At 46.0% G+C, this 19,803-nt stretch carries 22 protein-coding genes; 6 read left to right on the plus strand and 16 right to left on the minus strand.

The features are described from left to right. Positions 1–110: 110 nt before the first annotated feature. Positions 111–317 carry a cold shock domain-containing protein CspD gene (gene cspD / locus SSED_RS09805; RefSeq protein WP_012142231.1) on the minus strand — a complete coding sequence of 69 codons (207 nt, stop codon included), beginning with the start codon at positions 315–317 and terminating at the stop codon, positions 111–113. A gap of 247 nt (positions 318–564) precedes the next feature. On the opposite strand from cspD, the gene clpS reads away from it, so the two are divergent. Both clpS and clpA read left to right on the plus strand, forming a co-directional pair. Beyond that, entirely contained in the window at positions 565–873 is a 309-nt protein-coding gene (gene clpS, locus SSED_RS09810; protein ID WP_012142232.1) for an ATP-dependent Clp protease adapter ClpS, read from the plus strand. A 36-nt stretch (positions 874–909) separates the two neighbouring features. Beyond that, positions 910–3,168, plus strand: coding sequence for an ATP-dependent Clp protease ATP-binding subunit ClpA (gene clpA / locus SSED_RS09815; RefSeq protein ID WP_012142233.1), 2,259 nt, complete (start codon positions 910–912; stop codon positions 3,166–3,168). A gap of 110 nt (positions 3,169–3,278) precedes the next feature. Here the strand turns inward: clpA and infA are convergent, their stop codons facing one another. From infA to aat, 3 genes are all read right to left on the minus strand, one after another. Further along, complete coding sequence (gene infA / locus SSED_RS09820) at positions 3,279–3,497, minus strand: translation initiation factor IF-1 (RefSeq protein WP_011865366.1); 219 nt, start codon at positions 3,495–3,497, stop codon at positions 3,279–3,281. 139 nt (positions 3,498–3,636) lie between these two features. Beyond that, a complete protein-coding gene (locus SSED_RS09825) occupies positions 3,637–4,347 on the minus strand; it encodes an arginyltransferase (protein ID WP_012142234.1) in 711 nt (236 codons plus the stop codon). Then, positions 4,337–5,047 (minus strand): leucyl/phenylalanyl-tRNA--protein transferase, encoded by a 711-nt coding sequence (gene aat / locus SSED_RS09830; protein WP_012142235.1) that lies wholly within the window; start codon positions 5,045–5,047, stop codon positions 4,337–4,339. The genes SSED_RS09825 and aat overlap by 11 nt, the downstream gene beginning before the upstream one ends. A gap of 55 nt (positions 5,048–5,102) precedes the next feature. Here aat and SSED_RS09835 point away from each other — a divergent pair, with 55 nt between their 5' ends. After that, positions 5,103–5,579 carry an outer membrane lipoprotein gene (locus SSED_RS09835; protein ID WP_012142236.1) on the plus strand — a complete coding sequence of 159 codons (477 nt, stop codon included), beginning with the start codon at positions 5,103–5,105 and terminating at the stop codon, positions 5,577–5,579. Between the two features lie 94 nt (positions 5,580–5,673). Here SSED_RS09835 and SSED_RS09840 read toward each other — a convergent pair whose 3' ends face one another. Continuing rightward, positions 5,674–6,033 carry a hypothetical protein gene (locus SSED_RS09840; protein ID WP_012142237.1) on the minus strand — a complete coding sequence of 120 codons (360 nt, stop codon included), beginning with the start codon at positions 6,031–6,033 and terminating at the stop codon, positions 5,674–5,676. A 577-nt stretch (positions 6,034–6,610) separates the two neighbouring features. Between SSED_RS09840 and SSED_RS09845 the strand changes: the two genes are divergently transcribed. Beyond that, positions 6,611–7,363: a Nif3-like dinuclear metal center hexameric protein gene (locus SSED_RS09845; RefSeq protein ID WP_012142238.1), complete on the plus strand. Its 753-nt coding sequence runs from the start codon at positions 6,611–6,613 to the stop codon at positions 7,361–7,363. A gap of 143 nt (positions 7,364–7,506) precedes the next feature. Here the strand turns inward: SSED_RS09845 and SSED_RS09850 are convergent, their stop codons facing one another. Further along, complete coding sequence (locus SSED_RS09850) at positions 7,507–8,283, minus strand: AraC family transcriptional regulator (protein ID WP_012142239.1); 777 nt, start codon at positions 8,281–8,283, stop codon at positions 7,507–7,509. 106 nt (positions 8,284–8,389) lie between these two features. Here SSED_RS09850 and SSED_RS09855 point away from each other — a divergent pair, with 106 nt between their 5' ends. After that, positions 8,390–9,601, plus strand: a complete 1,212-nt coding sequence (locus SSED_RS09855) for a CynX/NimT family MFS transporter (protein ID WP_012142240.1) — start codon at positions 8,390–8,392, stop codon at positions 9,599–9,601. A gap of 281 nt (positions 9,602–9,882) precedes the next feature. Beyond that, the gene (locus SSED_RS09860; protein ID WP_012142241.1) at positions 9,883–10,650 is read left to right on the plus strand and encodes a hypothetical protein; all 768 of its coding nucleotides are present in this window, start codon (positions 9,883–9,885) and stop codon (positions 10,648–10,650) included. 94 nt (positions 10,651–10,744) lie between these two features. On the opposite strand, the gene SSED_RS24965 is transcribed toward SSED_RS09860, so the two are convergent. The 10 genes from SSED_RS24965 to SSED_RS09900 all read right to left on the minus strand — a co-directional run bounded on the left by SSED_RS24965 (position 10,745) and on the right by SSED_RS09900 (position 19,631). Continuing rightward, complete coding sequence (locus SSED_RS24965) at positions 10,745–10,957, minus strand: GDCCVxC domain-containing (seleno)protein (protein WP_012142242.1); 213 nt, start codon at positions 10,955–10,957, stop codon at positions 10,745–10,747. A gap of 201 nt (positions 10,958–11,158) precedes the next feature. Beyond that, complete coding sequence (locus tag SSED_RS24590) at positions 11,159–11,326, minus strand: hypothetical protein (protein WP_012142243.1); 168 nt, start codon at positions 11,324–11,326, stop codon at positions 11,159–11,161. 86 nt (positions 11,327–11,412) lie between these two features. Further along, positions 11,413–11,760, minus strand: a complete 348-nt coding sequence (gene hypA, locus SSED_RS09865) for a hydrogenase/urease nickel incorporation protein HypA (protein WP_012142244.1) — start codon at positions 11,758–11,760, stop codon at positions 11,413–11,415. 2 nt (positions 11,761–11,762) lie between these two features. Then, on the minus strand, positions 11,763–12,779 hold the full coding sequence (hypE, locus tag SSED_RS09870) for a hydrogenase expression/formation protein HypE (protein WP_012142245.1): 1,017 nt from the start codon (positions 12,777–12,779) through the stop codon (positions 11,763–11,765). 2 nt (positions 12,780–12,781) lie between these two features. Continuing rightward, complete coding sequence (hypD, locus tag SSED_RS09875; protein WP_012142246.1) at positions 12,782–13,897, minus strand: hydrogenase formation protein HypD; 1,116 nt, start codon at positions 13,895–13,897, stop codon at positions 12,782–12,784. A 4-nt stretch (positions 13,898–13,901) separates the two neighbouring features. After that, positions 13,902–14,141: a HypC/HybG/HupF family hydrogenase formation chaperone gene (locus tag SSED_RS09880; protein WP_012142247.1), complete on the minus strand. Its 240-nt coding sequence runs from the start codon at positions 14,139–14,141 to the stop codon at positions 13,902–13,904. Between the two features lie 2 nt (positions 14,142–14,143). Next, the gene (hypB, locus tag SSED_RS09885; RefSeq protein ID WP_012142248.1) at positions 14,144–14,902 is read right to left on the minus strand and encodes a hydrogenase nickel incorporation protein HypB; all 759 of its coding nucleotides are present in this window, start codon (positions 14,900–14,902) and stop codon (positions 14,144–14,146) included. Positions 14,903–15,004: 102 nt separating this feature from the next. Next, positions 15,005–17,356, minus strand: a complete 2,352-nt coding sequence (hypF, locus tag SSED_RS09890) for a carbamoyltransferase HypF (protein WP_012142249.1) — start codon at positions 17,354–17,356, stop codon at positions 15,005–15,007. Positions 17,357–17,359: 3 nt separating this feature from the next. Further along, the gene (locus tag SSED_RS09895) at positions 17,360–19,087 is read right to left on the minus strand and encodes a hypothetical protein (RefSeq protein ID WP_012142250.1); all 1,728 of its coding nucleotides are present in this window, start codon (positions 19,085–19,087) and stop codon (positions 17,360–17,362) included. Continuing rightward, complete coding sequence (locus tag SSED_RS09900; RefSeq protein ID WP_012142251.1) at positions 19,074–19,631, minus strand: HyaD/HybD family hydrogenase maturation endopeptidase; 558 nt, start codon at positions 19,629–19,631, stop codon at positions 19,074–19,076. The genes SSED_RS09895 and SSED_RS09900 overlap by 14 nt, the downstream gene beginning before the upstream one ends. Positions 19,632–19,803 lie beyond the last annotated feature (172 nt).

Here is a 19,803-nt window from a genome sequence, read left to right on the forward strand (position 1 = left end):
TTTGAACAATGAAGTGGTCCGCCGCTTCGTTGTGATAATTTAGGAATGTTGAGAAAATAAAAAGGCAGGGAATATTACATTCCCTGCCTTTTTTGTCTTACATCGCACCACTAATTTGTTGGCGAAATTGCTGACGCGTGCATACCTTTTGGACCCGCTTCCACTTCGAATTGGACTGGTTGGCCTGCTTTTAGAGTTCGATAGCCTTCCATTTCGATGGTAGAATAGTGTGCAAAAACGTCTTCACCACCAGCTTCAGGGCAAATAAACCCGAATCCTTTGGCGTTGTTGAACCATTTAACAGTTCCGTTTGCCATACTTCCACTTCCTTCTGTTGTCTACTTCCCAGTAAGATAGTAAAACTTAACAGGCGGGAAAAATTCACCGCCTGTTGAACAGAATGAAAGCAGTATGATTGTATGTCAAGAATAAATTAACAATTAATCAACAAACCGATAAAAAAGTTGTATCAATTGGTGCGAGATATATGAGATGTTGAGTTATCAATGGGAATTAAATTGTCATTGATTGGTACAAGCCAATACTAGAGGCTAATATTGAAACATGGGTAAAGCAGTAAATATCGAACATGTAGAAGAGCGTGTTGAATCGGAATTAATGCCACCACCGATGTATAAGGTGATATTAAACAATGATGACTACACTCCGATGGATTTTGTGATTGAGGTTTTACAACTCTTTTTCAAAAAGAATGAACAGGATGCCACGGACATCATGTTGGCTATTCATAATCAGGGGAAAGGGATCTGTGGAGTATTTCCCTTTGGTATTGCAGAAACTAAGGTTGCTCAGGTAAATCAGTTTGCAAGACAAAACCAACATCCGTTACTGTGTTCTTTAGAGAAAGCCTGAATTGGGTAAATTACGTTGTAAATTTAGGGGGTGCTTATGCTAAATAAAGATCTTGAAGTCACCTTGAATCTGGCGTTTCAGCAGGCCAGAGATGCCCGTCATGAGTATATGACGGTTGAACACTTACTCTTAGCATTGATTGATAACCCTGCAGCACAGGAAGCTTTGGTGGCTTGCGGGGCAAATCTTGATAAGTTAAGAGAAGATGTGTCAGGTTTTATTCAACAAACGACGCCTATTATCGCCGATCCCGAAGACGATAGAGAGACTCAGCCTACACTAGGTTTTCAGCGAGTACTGCAAAGGGCCGTTTTTCACGTTCAATCATCTGGTCGCAATGAGGTTACCGGTGCCAATGTTCTCGTTGCCATCTTCAGTGAGCAGGAATCTCAAGCTGTCTACCTCCTGCGTAATGGCGAAGTGACCCGTCTCGATGTGGTCAATTTTATCTCTCATGGTGTCTCTAAAAATGAGATAGATAGCGGTTTGCATCAGGAGCAGATCGAAGATCAAACAGAGACAGAGGAAGAGAAGAGCAAATTGTCTCAGTTTGCCGACAATCTCAACGAACGTGCGCTTAAAGGAAGTATCGATCCCTTAATCGGTCGAAGTGAAGAGATAGAGCGCTCCATTCAAATTCTCTGTCGCAGAAGAAAGAATAATCCCCTGTTAGTGGGGGAAGCGGGGGTGGGCAAGACCGCCATTGCTGAGGGGTTGGCGTACCGAATTGTAAAAGAGGAAGTCCCTGAAATCATGAGCAGGGCAACCGTCTACTCATTAGACTTAGGTGCCCTGTTAGCCGGGACTAAATATCGCGGTGATTTTGAAAAACGGTTTAAGAGTCTGCTTAAAGAACTCGAACAGGATGAGCATGCGATTTTGTTTATCGATGAAATTCATACCATCATAGGTGCCGGTGCGGCGTCGGGTGGAGTGATGGATGCATCTAATCTGCTAAAACCTTTGTTGTCCGGCGGCAAGCTGAGATGCATGGGGTCGACCACTTATCAGGAATACCAGAGTATTTTTGAGAAGGATAGGGCATTAGCCAGACGTTTCCAGAAGGTGGATATTAATGAACCTTCAGTGGCTGAAACCACCAAGATCCTTCAGGGGCTCAAATCTAAGTATGAAGAGCATCATGGGGTCAGATATACGATGGCCGCATTAAGCGTTGCGGCAAAGCTGTCCGATAAACATATTAACGACCGTCATCTCCCGGATAAAGCAATCGATGTTATCGATGAAGCGGGCGCTCGAATGGCGATGCAACCCGCGAGTCGTCGTAAGAAAACGATTGGGCAGGGAGAGATTGAATCTATCATTGCCAAGATGGCGCGTATTCCTGAGAAGTCTGTATCGGCAACTGACAAAGATCTTCTGCGTAATCTTGACCGTAACCTTAAGATGGTGGTTTTTGGTCAGGATAATGCGATTGAGAGCCTCAGTTCAGCGATTCGCTTGTCCAGAAGTGGTTTAGGCGGAGAGCAGAAGCCTGTGGGCAGCTTTTTGTTTGCCGGACCAACGGGGGTGGGGAAAACCGAGGTGACGAGCCAATTGGCTAAATGTCTTGGTCTTAACTTAGTGCGATTCGATATGTCTGAGTATATGGAAAGTCATACGGTCTCACGTCTTATCGGTGCGCCTCCGGGGTATGTTGGTTACGATCAAGGTGGGCTGTTAACCGACGCTGTGATTAAAACGCCTCACTGTGTGGTATTGCTCGATGAGATCGAAAAGGCGCACCCTGATGTCTATAACTTGCTGTTGCAGGTGATGGATCACGGTACCTTAACGGACAACAATGGTCGTAAGGCCGATTTCAGGCATGTGACGCTGGTGATGACGACCAATGCGGGTGTTCAGGAGACGGTGAGAAAGTCGATAGGCTTTAAGCAACAAGATCACAGTCTGGATGCACTGTCTGAGATCAATAAAGTCTTTTCACCGGAATTCAGAAACCGCTTGGACGAGATCATCTGGTTCAACCACCTCGATATGATGGTGATTGCTAAGGTTGTAGATAAGTTCCTCGTCGAACTTCAAGCTCAACTCGATGATAAAGGCGTGACTTTAGATGTCACCGATGAAGCCAGAACCTTACTTGCAGAGAAAGGTTATGACAAGTCGATGGGAGCAAGGCCTATGGCAAGAGTCGTTACCGAATTGATTAAGCGGCCGTTAGCCGATGAGATCCTGTTCGGCGACCTTGAGAAGGGTGGTGTTGCCCATGTCGATATCAATAAAGATGAAATCGTTATCTCTATCAAGAGTCCAGAGAAAGTGAACGGCTGATGTTGCCGTGTTTATTGGAATAAAAAAAAGGCTGCAACTGCAGCCTTTTTTAATACGATTGAAATAAAAAAACCGGCTTTGCCGGTTTTTAAAAATCTGTTATTGCTAACTTAGCGTGAACGGAAGACGATGCGACCTTTGCTCAAATCGTAAGGGGTCAGCTGAACTGTGACCTTATCACCGGTCAAAATTCTAATGTAGTTTTTGCGCATTTTGCCTGAGATGTGTGCAATCACAACGTGACCGTTCTCTAGCTCTACACGAAACATTGTGTTCGGCAAGGTTTCAAGGATCGTGCCTTGCATCTCAATGTTGTCTTCTTTCGCCATTAATCAGTTATCCTGTTAGCCTTCAAATATTAAAAACGGGCGTATCATGCCGCAATTTGCCGCTCCTGTAAAGAAAAGGTTAGCCTAAGCGTGATAAATAGCCAAGGGGAGGCGAAGGGTAAAGATTGGCTAATTGGTTTTATTCTTCAGGAGTTTGCTGCCAACCGGATGAAGTTAAAATCTGATATGGCATATAGTCTCGTTTATAGTTCATCTTTCTGGATTCATCGATCTGATATCCAAGGTAGATGAACTCTTTGTGCATGAGTTTTGCCAGGCGGCATTGGATCAAAATCAGTAGTGAACCCAAGGAGCGTTTATGTTCATCGGGAGCAAAAAAGCTGTAGATGGCCGATAAACTGTTTGGCAGTATATCGGTAACGGCAACGCCGATGAGTCTATCGTTATTCCACAGTTCAATAAATATGGGATCGAGCCAGCCTGAATCGATAAAATGATTATACTGTTCCCTCGAAGCGGGGTACATAGGACCATCTTTGTGTCTTACATTGATGTAAGTCTCGTAAAGTTCATAATGGTGCTCGGCTTGCTTTTCGACAATTTTCCAAATGAGATCCTGGTTATTCTTCAGGGTTCTTTTTTGCCTTCTTGAAGCCGTGAATAAAAAGGAGGGGATCCTAATTGGCAGACAGGCGTTACAATGTGGACATTGGGGCTTATAGATGGTACCGCCGCTACGCCTGAAACCTAGCGCTAAGAGTTGCTCGAATAGTGCCAACCCGATATTGTCCTCCTGAAGGACCAATAACTGTTCTAACTCTGTTTCGATATAGCTGCAGGGAAAGGTTTTCGTTATTCCGACCGATATAGGCTGTGATTTAAAGCTCAAGAAATACCTCTTTTACTACCCAGGAGTTCGAGGCGACCTTACCGTCACGAAAACGTTTAAGTAGATTAATAAAATCTTTTCTCTTTAATGCGGTAGCGCCTAGTGATTCAAGATGCGGATTCACCACCTGAGCGTCTATTAGTTTGAACCCTTGTTTTAAAAGATACTGATGTAATACCAGCATGGCAGCTTTAGAAGCATTTGTCTGTGTATGAAACATCGACTCGCCACAGAAAACTTGCCCTATAGCCAGTCCGTATAATCCCCCAATCAGTGTCTCTTCATCCCAGACCTCAACAGAGTGTGCCAGCCCCTGTTTGTGTAGCTCAAGGTAGGCGTGTTGAATGTCTTGGGTGATCCATGTGCCATCCTGCGCAGCCCTGGGTGCAGCACAACCGATCATCACCTCTTTAAAGGCGCGGTTTATGGTAAAGGTCCAGGTTTGTTTCTTAAGCGACTTGATCAAGCTTCGGCTGGCCTTCATCGTGCCGGGAACGAACACTGCCCGTGGATCGGGAGACCACCAAAGAATAGGGTCGTCGGCATTAAACCAGGGGAAAATACCTTCGTAATAGGCATTTAACAGTCGAGTCGGATGTAAGTCTCCACCGATAGCGAGCAGACCATTAGGATCGGTTAGTGCATATTCCGGTGAAGGAAACCTTTCGAGCTCATGATTTAAATAGGACAGTGAGTTCACAATTGAGTAATATTATCTTTATGAGACCTTCTTATAAGTTAGCGGAAAACTGATTATGTTGAAACCTAGTATTAGTCGCTTATTCTACGTTTGCTTGTTTTTTAGCATATTTTTGCCGGCGCATGCCGATTATGATCGTAACCAGGCTGTACCCGTTGAGAAAGTGGTCTACGGTAGTATTGTTTCTGTCAGGAATATCACTCAGAAACAGCTGGTAGAGGATAGAAATCAAGGCTGGAAAACCTTCGGTGGTGCCCTTATTGGTGGTGTCGTCGGTCATCAATTCGGTGGTGGAAGCGGCAAGGATGTTGCGACCGTACTCGGTGCACTGATTGGTGCCGGGATTGGCAACCGTCATGGTGACTCGAGTTATGTCCAGGAATTAAAATTGGTTGAATTAATGATAAAGCAAGATGATGGCGAGCAAGTGATGATTATTCAGGACTTAGACCCGGGAATGGTTTTCAATGCAGGGGATGAAGTCCGGGTGGTTTATCTTCAAGGTGGCGTAAGAGTCGATCGTGCCATGTAATGGGTTTTAGCTATGCGGATTGATATTGTACAAAACCCGAATAAATAAAAAGGAGCCATTGGCTCCTTTTTATTTATAGCGAGTAGAATCGGGACTAGAAACCGCGAGGTAGCTGTCCTTTTCCTGCAAGTTTCTCACGCCATAACTCTTTCGGTGTTTTACCACCGCCAGCATTATCAGACTTGGCTTTCTTCGTTGCCGGAGCCTTTTTGGCTACCGCTTTAGGCTTTGTGGTTTTAGCCACAGGTTTCGCTTTAGCTTCAGTTGCTGCCTGAGGTGAAGTTTCGCCGTTCATTTCGGCTAGCATGCTCTCGAGTTCACTGAAACGTAGTGACTTACCGCCATCGATTTTGTACCAGCTTCCCTTTTGCTCGATTGTTACAGCACTACCTTGCTTGTCGGCTAAGGCAGACTCTAACGCGCTGATAACCTCTTCTTTGGTCAGTTTTGACATAGTTATAACCTATTTATTTTAATGTTTACCTGAAGGTTTGAGCCAATTTTATAGGTGAAACTGGTATAAAGTCCAATTTTCACTGAAAATCTGACGTTTTAATCGATTTTATGAGCATAATGCGACTAAAATCATAGCTAACCCGGTAACAATCAGGCGATTTAGTTACCACTTAGTTTAGTTAATAATCAGGTGGGCATGAGGGCTGTGTCATTATATACCAATTACATTAAGTATATGCTCAATTCAGAGCCCCTCAGGGCTTTCAATTCAAGGCGCATTGATGAGGAAATGGTTATTCCCTTTTAAGTCAATGCAAAGTAGAAGTGGAAGTCCTGAGGCGTTCACTTAGTGCGGGTTTCAAAGCCCTTTATGCAGCGTTAAGCACTTTCGATATACGACTGCATGGATGCAGAAGGTAGAGCAACGCAGGAGCCTGTTGCCGAGAATAACTATTAGCATCAAGTACTCGCCTTGCCTACAGGGCTTTGAATTCCCGCTGAATGAGCAGTTATTCAATGTAATTGGTATTATTGATCGGTTACACTTCCACAAAAGAATAATCAAGGGCGTTTCAATGACACGTACAGAGCTAAGCCGATATCTTTCAGAGTTTCTTCAGATTTCCAACTATAAAGACTATGCCCCCAATGGATTACAAGTGGAAGGACGTTCAAAGATTGCCACTATAGTCACAGGGGTAACGGCTTGCCAGGCATTGATCGACCGAGCCATAGCGTTAAATGCCGATGCGATTCTCGTACATCATGGTTTCTTCTGGAAAGGGGAGCCTGAAGTCATCACGGGAATGAAGCAGCGTAGGGTCAAGGCACTACTAGCCCATGATATCAATCTGTTCGGTTACCATCTGCCACTGGACGGTCACCCTATGTTAGGCAATAACGCAGAGCTCGGCCGTAGACTCGATATCTCGGATGCAGAGCCGGTAGAGGACGTTGCTCAGGGACTTATTTGGCAGGGGCGGCTTGATACGCCTATGTCTGTCGAGGCTTTCTCCGCTCGATTAAACCATGTATTAAACAGAGAAGCGCAGCATATTGGCCAGAGCAATGATGAAATCAAATCCATCGCCTGGTGCAGTGGTGGCGCTCAGGATTATATCGATATCGCCGCCGATCTCGGTGTCGATGCCTTTATCAGTGGTGAAGTATCGGAGCGAACCTTCCACAGTGCCATGGAATTAGGTGTCCACTATTTCGCCGCCGGGCACCATGCGACCGAGCGTTATGGGATACAGGCCCTGGGTGAGCATTTAGCGAGAGAGTTTAATCTAGAACATCACTTTGTCGACATTAATAACCCTGTGTAAATCAGAGTGAAGTCGATTACGCCGGTTTTCTTGAGCAGGTCTTGAAGATAGTGAACGCTGAATAATATTGGTGAAATGAAATATTTCCCCTTTGAAACTTGTCAGTTTACGGATAAGCGATAAGGGGAGTATAAATAGACAACTTACTCCCTTTGATTCACATAACGTTTGGGTGACTCGCCCAATTTTTTCTTGAACATGGTGATGAATGCACTGACAGACTCATAACCAAGTTCTTCCGAGACCTGTTGAACGCTGCGATGACTCGATAGTCGCTGTATGGCAATAATAATATGTAATTGTGTTCTCCACCTTCCGAATGATATTCCCGTCTCTTTTTTGATTAACCTGGTAAGAGTTCGTTCACTCATGGCATAGCGCGAGCCCCACTGCGCCACCGTACTCCTGTCATTTGGCGACGCCATCAATGATTCAGCTATTTTTCTTAATTTACTATTTTGCGATATCGGAAATTCCAGTTGATTCGTAGGCATCTGAGTCAGTTCGTGTAGCAGAACCTTGACTAACAAGTCGGTGGGACCACCAGCTTCATAACTCTGAGGTAGTTGAGAGAAGTGTTTAATGAGCTCTCTTAACAGAGGAGAGATTGACAAGGTGCAGCTTCGTGAAGGTAAATGAGCCACATGAGGGGCGATAAAAAGCAGACACAGGGAGGCATCACCGGATACCTTGTTGCTGTGAGGGAACCCGGCCGGGATCCAGACCGCACTCTGGGGAGGTGCTATCCATATTGCATCGGATATTTCACAGGTTATGTAGCCATGCAGGGCGAGGATCAGTTGACCTTTTTGATGGGTATGAACGGGCAGTTCATCGGCGGGCTTAATGGCATCTTGCCTGAGACCTACAACATCGAGAAGAGACCGGTCCGGATCAAAGTCAGCGGTATTTTTTTTCATTACTCATCATCTTGGCTGGTTTTAGCTATTAAATGGCATTATATCTAAATTCAGCGGGCGCTGAAATATTTATAGTACCCACCTGTTTAATTCATCAGGTTCAACAATGAAAAGAAGTACTCAAACCGGATTATTGGTTGCCGGAATATTACTGTTTGCGGCAAATTTGCGTGCGCCTATCACGGGCGTAGCCCCTCTTTTATCCATGATCTCCGAGAGTCTCCAATTATCAACAATGCAAGCGGGTTTACTGACAACCTTGCCGCTATTGGCTTTCGCGATAGTGTCACCCATAGCCTCATACCTGGCCAAAGAGTATGGTTTAGAGCCTTCGATTATGGGGGCGTTAAGCGTCATTGCCTTGGGGATCCTGATCCGTTCATCGGGGAGTGTCTCGGCACTCTATCTGGGGACTGTGATTATCGGCTGTGGGATCGCTATTGGAAATGTGTTGTTACCCAGTTTGTTAAAGCGTAATTTCCCTGCTCGTATTGCAACATTCACAGCGGTTTATGCGTTAACTATGGGAATAGGCTCCGCCATCAGCTCTGCCGTTGCCGTCCCCCTGGCAGAATTTGATGGTAACGGTTGGGCTCTTTCGATGGGAAGTTTCATCGTGATCCCACTGCTTTCGATGGCAGTTTGGCTACCACAGATGAGAAATGACACACAACCGACCGAAGATACCCGGGGCCTTCCCCATGGTGGAAAAGTTTGGCGTTCGCCATTGGCGTGGCAGGTGACCTTTTTTCTCGGTTTAAATTCATTTATCTCCTACATCATAATCGGTTGGCTACCGACTATTCTTATCGATGCCGGTTACTCGGCTTCACAGGCGGGGGCAATGCATGGATTGCTGCAGCTATCTACCGCGATACCCGGGTTATTGCTTATTCCTCTATTGGCAAGAATGAAAGATCAACGCGGATTAGCATTCGGTGTATCAGTTGCTTCCATGCTAGGTATTCTGGGCTTACTCTATTTCCCAGAACTCGCGATGCTGTGGACTCTTATATTCGGATTCGGTGCAGGTGCGGGCTTAATTCTTGGCTTGTCTTTTATCAGTTTACGCACGGATAGTCCACATCAGGCTGCGGCGCTATCGGGTATGTCTCAGAGTGTCGGTTATCTGTTGGCGGCAATGGGGCCAGCCTTGGTGGGTTCTATCTACAGTGCGACAAACAGCTGGGTGACACCTCTTGTACTATGTGCATCCGGTTGCGGACTCTGCGCCGTGTTCGGTTTGTTTGCCGGAAGAGGTTTAACGATTAATGCTCAGCAAAGCGCCGAGAGTGATAAGGTGGTTCTGGTTAGTTAATTAGTCCATTTAATATACAGCAGATTAACATCTTTCGGGGTGATAACTGCTGTTCACTTCGTTTTACCGTTTGTGGTGGCTTTTGTGTACATGACAAGTTATAGGTAATCATTTGATTTTATATTGATAAATCCCGTAGTTTAATTGGGGTGACTTGCCTGTATGTCGCTTAGGTAGTAGGCCTTTAATGTATCTGAAATGTTATTATTAATGTTAATAAAGACAAAGTGACCGTTCTCTCTTATAGTGGATGACAAATTATAATTAAAACAGAAGTTGTCATGAAAAATTCCACTGAACAAGAACTCGTTACACCACTTTCTACTTTTACGGTCTCGGCAAGAGGTAAGAACCGACTGGAGCCAATCGGCAACTTTCTTAAGACAAACTTCGCTTCACTTCCCCTGAGTCAGGTTGAGAGTATTTTTGGTTTTGTCGAGCGTTCGACCCTGTATGGTGGCCGGGCCTTTCAACAACGACAACTATCCAATAGCGATGTATTACAACTCAATGAGTGGGGGATTGGGGTCAGGATCCCGATGACAAATCACTTTGCTACCCGCGATGAATTTCAGCAAAACAGTCGCATCTTGCAGAAGTACCATAACCCGCTTAACTCCATTATCTGCACCAATGATGACCTGGCTCAATGGATCCGAAACGACTTTCCTGATTATGATATCGAAGCCAGTGTGATTAAAAATATCACCACCTCCAGCCAGATTGAAGATGCGTTATCTATCTACACGACGGTCGTCTTGCCTATGGTTGCAAACGATGACGATGCCCTGTTAGACAGTATCGAAGATAAGAGCCGGATTAGGTTGTTTGCCAATGCCGGATGCGCCTATACCTGTCCCGCCAGGATCTGCTATAAATCTTTCTCAAAGATGAATAAGTTTACCGGGGATGAGTTTAAGTGCTCACAGCCGATAAAGGCTCGGACAAGTAAAGGCATGATTGATTTTGACCTGCAGCGCCTGCGCGATAAAGGTTTCCATAAATTCAAGCTGCTACGTGCTCAGGTAGGTAATCAAACCGGTTATTAGTCGTATAAGAGATAAAGATAAGGACTTTAGAAGAGAAATATGGGTCGGTAATTGTATCTGTATTTCTCTTTCCGCATTTACGCGTTTTTAACCATCAACCGCAGCACGGTTTCCCTTCCTGCACAGGAGGGCATTTCACCGTACCATACGAGCAAAATACGCAGCAGTGACCTTTAAGCGGCCTTAGCAGCGTTTTACATGACGTACATTCGTAATACCATTGGCAAGCATTGGTCGGCATCTCTTCGGTTTTACGATGCCCGCATACGGGACAGGTGATCTCAGAAAGTAGCTCTATGCTCTTCATTTCGACTCCTTAACGGGCTTAGCCGACAGATATACACTCTGTTTCTAGAAGGAAGATGGGAGAAGTTATGTGATAAAAGAGGAGGGGCTCCTCCTCTTTTTCATTTTTGAACAAGGACTTCAAATATACTTTTGAGTTTTTGTCTCGAAATTCAGAGCCCATTGTTCATCACACACAAACTTTCGCCTGAGGCGTTAGTTGTTATTGATTTTTTTTCCAGACAAATGCACCAGCAGCAATGATCACAACGGCTACTAACGGCAATATATCAAACATGTGGTGGAACATGCCTACACCTTCATGTCCTGAATGTGCCCATGCCATTGTTGGCATAGCGAGTAGTGCGATCATAGATAATACTGTCTTCATAGGTAACTCCATTTTGTTTGTTGTAGGTTTAGTTTCAAAAGGTTTTAATCTTTAATTCTTCAATTTGTTGCTATTTTTTAATAACGCTATTCTGTCTCGAGTTCGAGTTGCATCAACAACATCTCTTCACCATCGGTAAGCCGGGTATTGAAACTCTTGCATTGCGGACAGATGAGATTTCTCTCTTCCAGTTGAGTCTGGGTGTCGCAATCACTGCAATGGATCACCAGCGGCTGGATCTGCATCTCGAGCTCGGCATTCTTGCAAATGCCATCGAGTTTAAACGTCTCAAACGCCGTCTTAAGCAGCTCGGGTTCGACACCACTCATCACACCAATTTTTATGACCACTCGCGCAATGCTATTAGCCCGGTTTTCGATGGCATGTTGTTCACACTGCTCTATCAGGGCGCTGACTATAGAGTACTCATGCATGATTAGCAGATCCTCGGTAGCAACTCACCGTGAGGGAGATCCAGGTAGCGATTACTTCCCCATGGCGTTTTGATAACGACTTTGCCAAGGTGCTCATCGGTCACCGTGCCTATGATGGCGGCATTCTCGCAGTGACCGTAGCGTTGCATTATCTCTAACGCCCCTGCCGCGATCTCCTGAGGGAGTGCGATGATAAACGTACCTTCGTTGGCTAAATCATGTGCCTCAAAACCATAGAGTTCGCACAAACCTTTCACTTCATCACAGATAGGGATGGCTGACTCTTCAACCTTAATACCGACATTCGAGGCCACTGCCCACTCATTGAGAACTGCGGCTAATCCGCCTCGCGTTGCATCACGCATGGCATGAATGTCAATATTTGCGGCGATGAGCTGCTCGATAACCGGCCATAAATTGGCACAATCACTGGTAAGCTCCGACTCGAGAGAAAGTGCCTCTCTGGCCATCAAGATTGCGGCGCCATGACGTCCTATGTCTCGTGAGACTAAGATGGCATCACCTTGCTGAATGTTCTTGACCGAGATCCCCTTGTGCAACACTCGTCCCACGCCGGAAGTATTGATAAACAGACCATCGGCGCAACCTTTCGGCACCACCTTGGTATCGCCACAGACGATGCGTGTGCCACTCTTGGCTAACTCCTGACTCATACTCGCAGCGATAGTTTTGAGCTTAGAAACCTCGAAACCCTCTTCGATGATGAAACTACAGCTCAGGTATTGAGGCTCTGCACCCATCATCGCCAGATCGTTAACCGTGCCGGCGATAGCCAGTTTGCCGATATCGCCGCCGGCGAAGAAAATAGGGGCGACGGTAAACGAGTCTGTGGTAAATGCCGTCTCACCGGACAGGTTCAGTAGTGCCGCATCCTCTTCGCTGTTCAGGATCGGATTATGAAACTCACTGAAGAAAATATCCTGGATCAGTGCGTTCATCTCTTTACCACCGCCACCATGGCTAAGCTGAACGGTTTTGCTCTTCATTTTATTCGACATGGTTAAACTCCGTTGTAGCGGTAGTAAGCGTTACAGGCACCTTCAGAGCTGACCATACAACTGCCCAGTGGTGATTCAGGACTGCAACCTCGCCCGAAGACTTTACAATCTTTCGGGTTAGCGAGTCCGCGCAGGATATCACCGCACTGACAGGCTTTATGGTCGTCGATCTCTTTTACCGGCAACCTGTCGGCGTAGATGAGTTCAGCATCCCGGTGGGCATATTGTGAGCTGAGTTTCAGGGCGGAATTTGGGATCGGGCCGAGTCCACGCCAGCGGAAATCTTCTCTTATTTCGAAGAAGTGCTCGTTCTTCTCCTGTGCGGCAAGGTTTCCCTCTTCGGTCACGGCTCGGCTATATTGCACATCGAGCTCGGCCACACCTTGCGCCTTCTGCTTGGTAATTCTTAAGATGGACTCCATAACGTCGACAGGTTCAAAACCCGATACCACAACAGGCATATGGTAATTATCAACGGCAGGACGATAGACCTTAGCGCCACTTATCACGCTGACGTGAGCCGGACCGATAAAGGCGTTAACCGTCGCCTTGGGATCCGCCATGACCGCATCCATTGCCGGTGGCACTAACACATGGTTGATATGAAACAGCAGGTTATCGATATTTCTCTTTTCTGCCTGCTCGAGAAGAACCGCTGTCATAGGGGTAGATGTTTCAAAGCCGATAGCAAAGAAGATAACGGTTTTATCCGGGTTATCGATGGCGATAGCCAGAGTATCGAGTGGATCGTAGATCGGACGAATGTCGCACCCTTTCGACCTGAACTCGGCGAGGCTGCCTTTCGAACCCGGCACCCTGATCATGTCGCCTAATGTGACGAGAATGACATTAGGTAGACTGGCAAGTGTCGCGGCATGGTCGATACGCTCTTTAGGCATGATACAAACCGGGCATCCGGGCCCATGGATGAACTTAATGTTCTCAGGCAAGAGCTGATTCAAACCATATTTCATGATGGTGTGAGTATGTCCACCGCACACTTCCATGATGTTAATGGGTTCTGAACATTTTGCCGCTTCTATGGCGATCATCTCCGCCAGTTTAGCAATGGTTTTAGGGTCTCTGAACCCTTGGTAAAGTGATTTCAGTGCTAACATTCAACTACTCCGCCGCGGCCATTTTTTCGACTATTTCGTTATAAAGCTCGATGCTCTCTAAGGCATCGGCTTTATCGATTTTATTCATGACGAATCCGATGTGGATCAAGACATAGTCACCAATTTCCAGGGGCTCAGGCATCAGGTGTGCGCTGACTTTTCTCTTTACGCCCATGGTTTCAACTGTGACGCTTTGCTCCTCTTCGTGAAGCTCAACGACCTGAGAAGGAATAGATAAACACATGGTTACGCTCCTTTACGGTGAGTTTTTAGCCAGTTAGCAACTTGAGTCATCGAGTCGCCATCCTTAATAGAGACCTCAATGACCTCAACTTCAGGATTGAGCTTCTTAACCTGTGCGCGGGCTTCCTCGACACTGAAATCAAAATAGGGGAGTAGGTCGCACTTTGTGATCAAGATAAGATCGGCGCGTCGGAACATAACCGGATACTTCTCAACTTTATCATCGCCTTCAGGTACCGATACCAGGACGACATTGAGGTGGGTACCCACATCATACGAGGCCGGGCAGACGAGGTTACCGACGTTTTCCACGAAGCAGATATCGAGATCGTTGAGTTCAACATGATGCAGGGCACCATGGACCATAAAGGCATCGAGGTGACAAGCCGAGCCGGTTTGGATCTGATAAGCGTCGATCCCTTTGGCTTTTAATCTGTCAGCATCGCGCGATGTTTCGAGATCGCCTTCGATAACAGCATATTTGAGATCTGTGTATTCATGGAGATTTTCAAGCAAAGTTGTCTTACCGCTACCCGGGCTACTCATTAAGTTGAAGGCCGTGACGCCATTAGCTTCAAAATGTTCTCTGTTATGGGCGGCTTCAATATCATTTTTATCGAGTATTTTATGGATAACCGCTAAGGTTTTCTTATCATTCAGTTGGGGATTACTATGTAGATCGCCGTGAGTGTGATGTTCATGGTCATGGGAATGCTCGCCATGGGAGGGACGAGTCAGTGAACAGCCGCAATCTTTACACATTGTTGTACTCCATTTTTAGTCCTGATGTTAAATAATGTCTGAAAATGTGAAAATTTCTTTGATTCCCATCAGGTCAGTTATTGATTCTTGTTGTTTTGGTCGTTATTTGTGATGCAAGCCATACCAGAGCTGGCCTAGTGCAATACCACCATCGTTAATCGGAACATGATGGGGCATTAAACGCTTACTACCTTGCTCGTTTAGCTTTGTGATACATAGCTCAGAGAGATACCGGTTTTGAAAGACACCGCCAGATAACACCACCGGCAGGGGTGAGTGTTGTTTTGCAAGTTTGGCGACGGCATCGCCCAGGCTATTCATAAATCCACGTGCAATAGCACAGACTCTCTGTTCAGTTAATGTCTCTTGGGTTACGCTGGAGACTAACTGCTTAAACAGGGTATCGAGGTGCCACATGCCATCGATAACAGGTAGTGAGTAACAAAACTCCTCGGTTGCTATGTGATCGTCGAATCGATTGGCCGCCGCTTCGAGTAACATACCGGCCTGGCCCTCAAATTGGTTTTTCTCTATCAAGCCCAGTAGTACGGCGACCGCATCGAAAATACGACCGATAGAAGAGGTTTCGATGCAGCGACTCTTGCTCTGCCAAATTTTATGCAGATTCTCTATGAGTCTTGGGTCGGTTTTAGTCAAAATGGGCAGTGAAAGAGCACCAAGTTCCTCTAAGGAGTACTGCTGAAACAGGATTGCCAGCAGCAAACGTTTCGGATCCTTAATTGCCTGTTCTCCACCTATTAGCATAAAAGGTTTAATGTGGCAGACTCGTTCGAAGCCATTCACATCGGCGATAAGCGCCTCGCCACCCCATAAGGACTGGTCGTCACCAAGACCGGTTCCATCGAAGCTAAAACCGAGTACCTTATCCTTAACCTGATTGACGGCCATGACACTGAGTATATGGGCATGATGATGCTGTATTTCTAACTGTTTAACTCCCTCGTTCAGTTCGATAAAGCGCTGCGCCCATTTAGAGGGGGCGTAGTCAGGATGTTTATCCCGGATAACGGTTTTAGGGCTAAATTGATACAGGCGTTTAAAGGTGGCCAATGTATGTTCAAAATAGCTTTCGGCTTCTAAGCTAAACAGATCGCCGATATGGGGACTTAATACCATTTTGTCGGCGAATCCAAAGGCGATAGAATTCTTTTGCTGTGCACCTACAGCGAGCTGATGCGACGCACTGCCTGTGGGATTGCGTATGCTCAATGGCGCGAAGCCACGGGCCAGACGCAACACCTGAACCTCATCGCCGATACATTGAATGACACTGTCATCACAGGCGTTGATGATGGGACGGTTATGATCCAGAATTGAATCTACCACCTCAGAAAGCTGAGCGATGATCTCTTTCCCATCACAAATTATCGGTTCACCGCTGCGATTAGCACTGGTGGCTACGATAGGAATATCTAACTCTTTGAGAAGCAGGGAATGCAGAGGCGTGTAGGGTAAAAACACCCCTAACTTATCGATTCCTGGCGCGATTGCCGGGCTTAAATTGACCGTGTTTGAGCGGTTTTTGGTCATGATGGTGATAGGTCTTTCAATCGAGGTGAGCTGATCCCACTCAAATTGTGAACCTGTCACGATGGATTTTGCCATCTCAAGACTACTCACCATGACTGCTAATGGTTTACCCGGTCGTCTCTTTCGCTCTCTCAACCGCTGAACCGCATCATGATTGGTCGCGTCACAGACTAAATGGAATCCACCAAGCCCTTTAATTGCAACTATTTCGCCTTGTAATAGCCGTTGAACCGTTTCGGTCAGTGCCATATCTGCATGCGAGACGATATCTCCATCGCTCGAGAGCAGAGACAGTTGTGGCCCGCACTGCGGGCAGCTGACGGGCTGAGCATGGTAACGCCTGTCCATTGGATCGAGATAGGAAGCTTCACAACGTGAACACATGGCAAAGCTTGCCATTGAGGTGTGTTTTCTGTCGTAGGGCAAGGCCTTAATCAGAGTATATCTTGGGCCGCAGTTGGTGCAGTTAGTAAACGGATAACGGTAATGGCGGTTATCCGGGGCATTGATCTCCTCCAGACAGGCGCTGCAGCAACTCTTATCGGGCGAGACTGCCACAACAGCACTCGTGTTACCATCACTGGCCACTATGATGAAATCCTGGCAATCATCGACAATGGCAATCGGCTTTGAGCTGAGCGTATCGATACGAGCGAGCGGGGGAGGAGAGGTATCAAAACGCGCGATAAAACTTTCAATATTGCGCCATTTCCCCTGAACTTCAATGGTGACTCCCTGGCCATTGTTGAGCACGAAACCACAGAGTTCTTCATCCTTAGCATAGCGATAGACGAAGGGGCGGAAGCCGACCCCTTGAACGATACCTGTGACAATGATTTCAACCCTTACAGCCGAGTTCGGCTGTAAGGAAGAGAGAGTGTTATTTTCTCTTGTTTCAATCATGGGCTACTGTCTTCGCTTTTTAAGGTAAAGCCCGCCAACGGCAAGGTTGTTACCATCGAGATCCAGTCTATGATTGATTTTCAGAGGGAAATTTTTACCGAGTCTCAGAGATAACCTTTGAGTTAGCACTTCGTTGGCAAATTCACTACCGGCTAATATGACCGAATTGACCCCAATATTAAGATCCAGATGTTCAATCCAGTTCGCCAAAAAGTCGGCCAGTGAATCCTGCATACCGAATGCTAGCTTATATGAGTCTCTATCATCGGCTAATCGGAAACTTATCAGTGACCCCAATGTTTTACACCAGTTCAAGCTTCGATGTGCTTCACCTTTAGTGAGGGGATAATCGATTCTAGGTGAGTTAGACCCTCTGTGAGCCATGGCGCAACTGATTAAGGCATCGGAAAGTGCATCTTTAGTCAAGGCCTTGGTTGGCAGCCCAAGGATGATCGCCGCAATAGCCCAAAGGCTCTGTAGGTTATCCGTTGGCGAGGCTAAATTCAGATCCAGAAGTCTGAGGTAATCATCCGGATATTTCTGTTTAAACTTTTCAACCACGCCACGTTGCGGGCTCTGTTCCAGGTGATGGTAGATGTCATAACCTGTGGTCGGAAGCGCTGGCAGAGAGAAGAATAACTCAGATTTTTGATCTCTGTCTTGAGTCACAATCTGGCCAGTCTGCTCCTGGCTAAAGTAGATCACAGCGCTATTTTTAAACTGACCACTCTCAAGATTTCCTGCGTGAAGGGCACAGATCCCGGCGTCGCTTCTTTCGCCACCAGTTCCTTCTGTATCCGACTGAGAACAGTTGATCAGTCCCTTCTTCCACCTTGCGACTACGCCATTGAAACTCGCCTCATCGTGCAGAGGTTCCGGGGCATTTTCTAAAACGACAACGGGGTCGTTATTGTCGATTTCACTGGATATTTTACTCCATGCCGATTGGATCCAAACCATAGGTTTGCTGAGATTGTCGGCATGAAAGTAGACCCAATCGATCCCTTTCTGCCTTAATATTTCACACAGAACGACCACGGCGCGATTATAGGCAAAGCAGATATCGTAAAGAGGCGCATCCAGTTTTGGGTGATCGTTAACCGGGCGGGCGGTGATTAATGGCTTTTCAATGCTCGACAGGGCTAAGATTTGATGATCTTTGAGGTGGAACTGGGCGTTGAGAGTATTGGGATTACAGATAAGTAGCTTATCCCGGCCCGTATTGCTTAAAGGTGAAAGACTGAATGTGATGGTATCTTTATTTGGAAGTTGAGCTTCGCCATCTCTCAGTAAGGAATCTGCAATTGAAACAATATCGGTATAGGAGAGGCCCAAATGCTTTTCATGGAGACGGGTTCGGCCATGGCAACAGTCGCACTTCAAGGAGATATCGCCGAACAGAGGAGATTGGTTATCACCGAACAGTGGCAGGCACTGTTGACAAAATTCCTGCTCTACCTTGGCATCGGGTAATAGTTGATGGCTACCCATACGTGAATCTATCAGAGATATGCGTGAATCTGTTAGCCACACAGAAATAAGGAAATCTTGTGCAATTGCATCGGCGAGGGATTCAAGTTCCTTTAACTCACCCTGGGCCTCGATAAAATAGACCTGCTCCTGATAACCTACAGTGATATTCAGCTGGTCATGATTAAGATATTGATTACACAGGTGCGCATAAAGGGGAACCTGTTTCGAACAGGTAAATTCAAACCTAATATTCTTCATTATAATTAACACCGCGTTTGTATGACTCGGGGATTAAGGTATTGATATCTGTTTCGTTGATTCGTTCACAGCTGAAATTAAGCTGATTAAGATGTGCTAAAAGTGTTTTTTCCATCAAAGGAACGGCAGCTTCTACCATAGGGGTTAAACCTAATGTCATCGGCTCCAGTACAGTTGGAGTGACACCTAAGATATAGGTTTTAGGACGATCGCCTACCATATCCATCATGTTCAATGTTTGCAGCATTTCAACTTCGTGAGCACTGCCTTGCCAGTCGATCTCTGCCGGGGCCTTATCGAAATCGAAGAAATAGACCTGTCCGGGTTCGACATCATGGGCATTTACGGTATCGACCACGATTAAGTAGTCATATTGACAGATAATCGGGATTAAACCTTGGGCGAGGGTGCCACCATCTGTAATATCCAGCTGGTCACTCTCATGGCTGAATTTATAATTTTCAGCGATATAATTGACGAAATGTACACCGATACCTTCATCTGCGTACAGGACATTGCCAATACCTAGTAGCAATACCTTCATTAAAACCTTGCCTTGTTGTTAGTGACTATCATCATCGATAAGTAAGGTTTATACCTGCTTTTAACACCACTTTCTATCCATGAAAATACAGTGATCAGATAATAATGGTCTAAAAATAATAAAAGTACGCCGATAAAAACATCGGCGTACCCTGATATTGCTTAATTACTAC

Source organism: Shewanella sediminis HAW-EB3 (assembly GCF_000018025.1).
GTDB classification, from domain to species: Bacteria; Pseudomonadota; Gammaproteobacteria; order Enterobacterales; family Shewanellaceae; genus Shewanella; species Shewanella sediminis.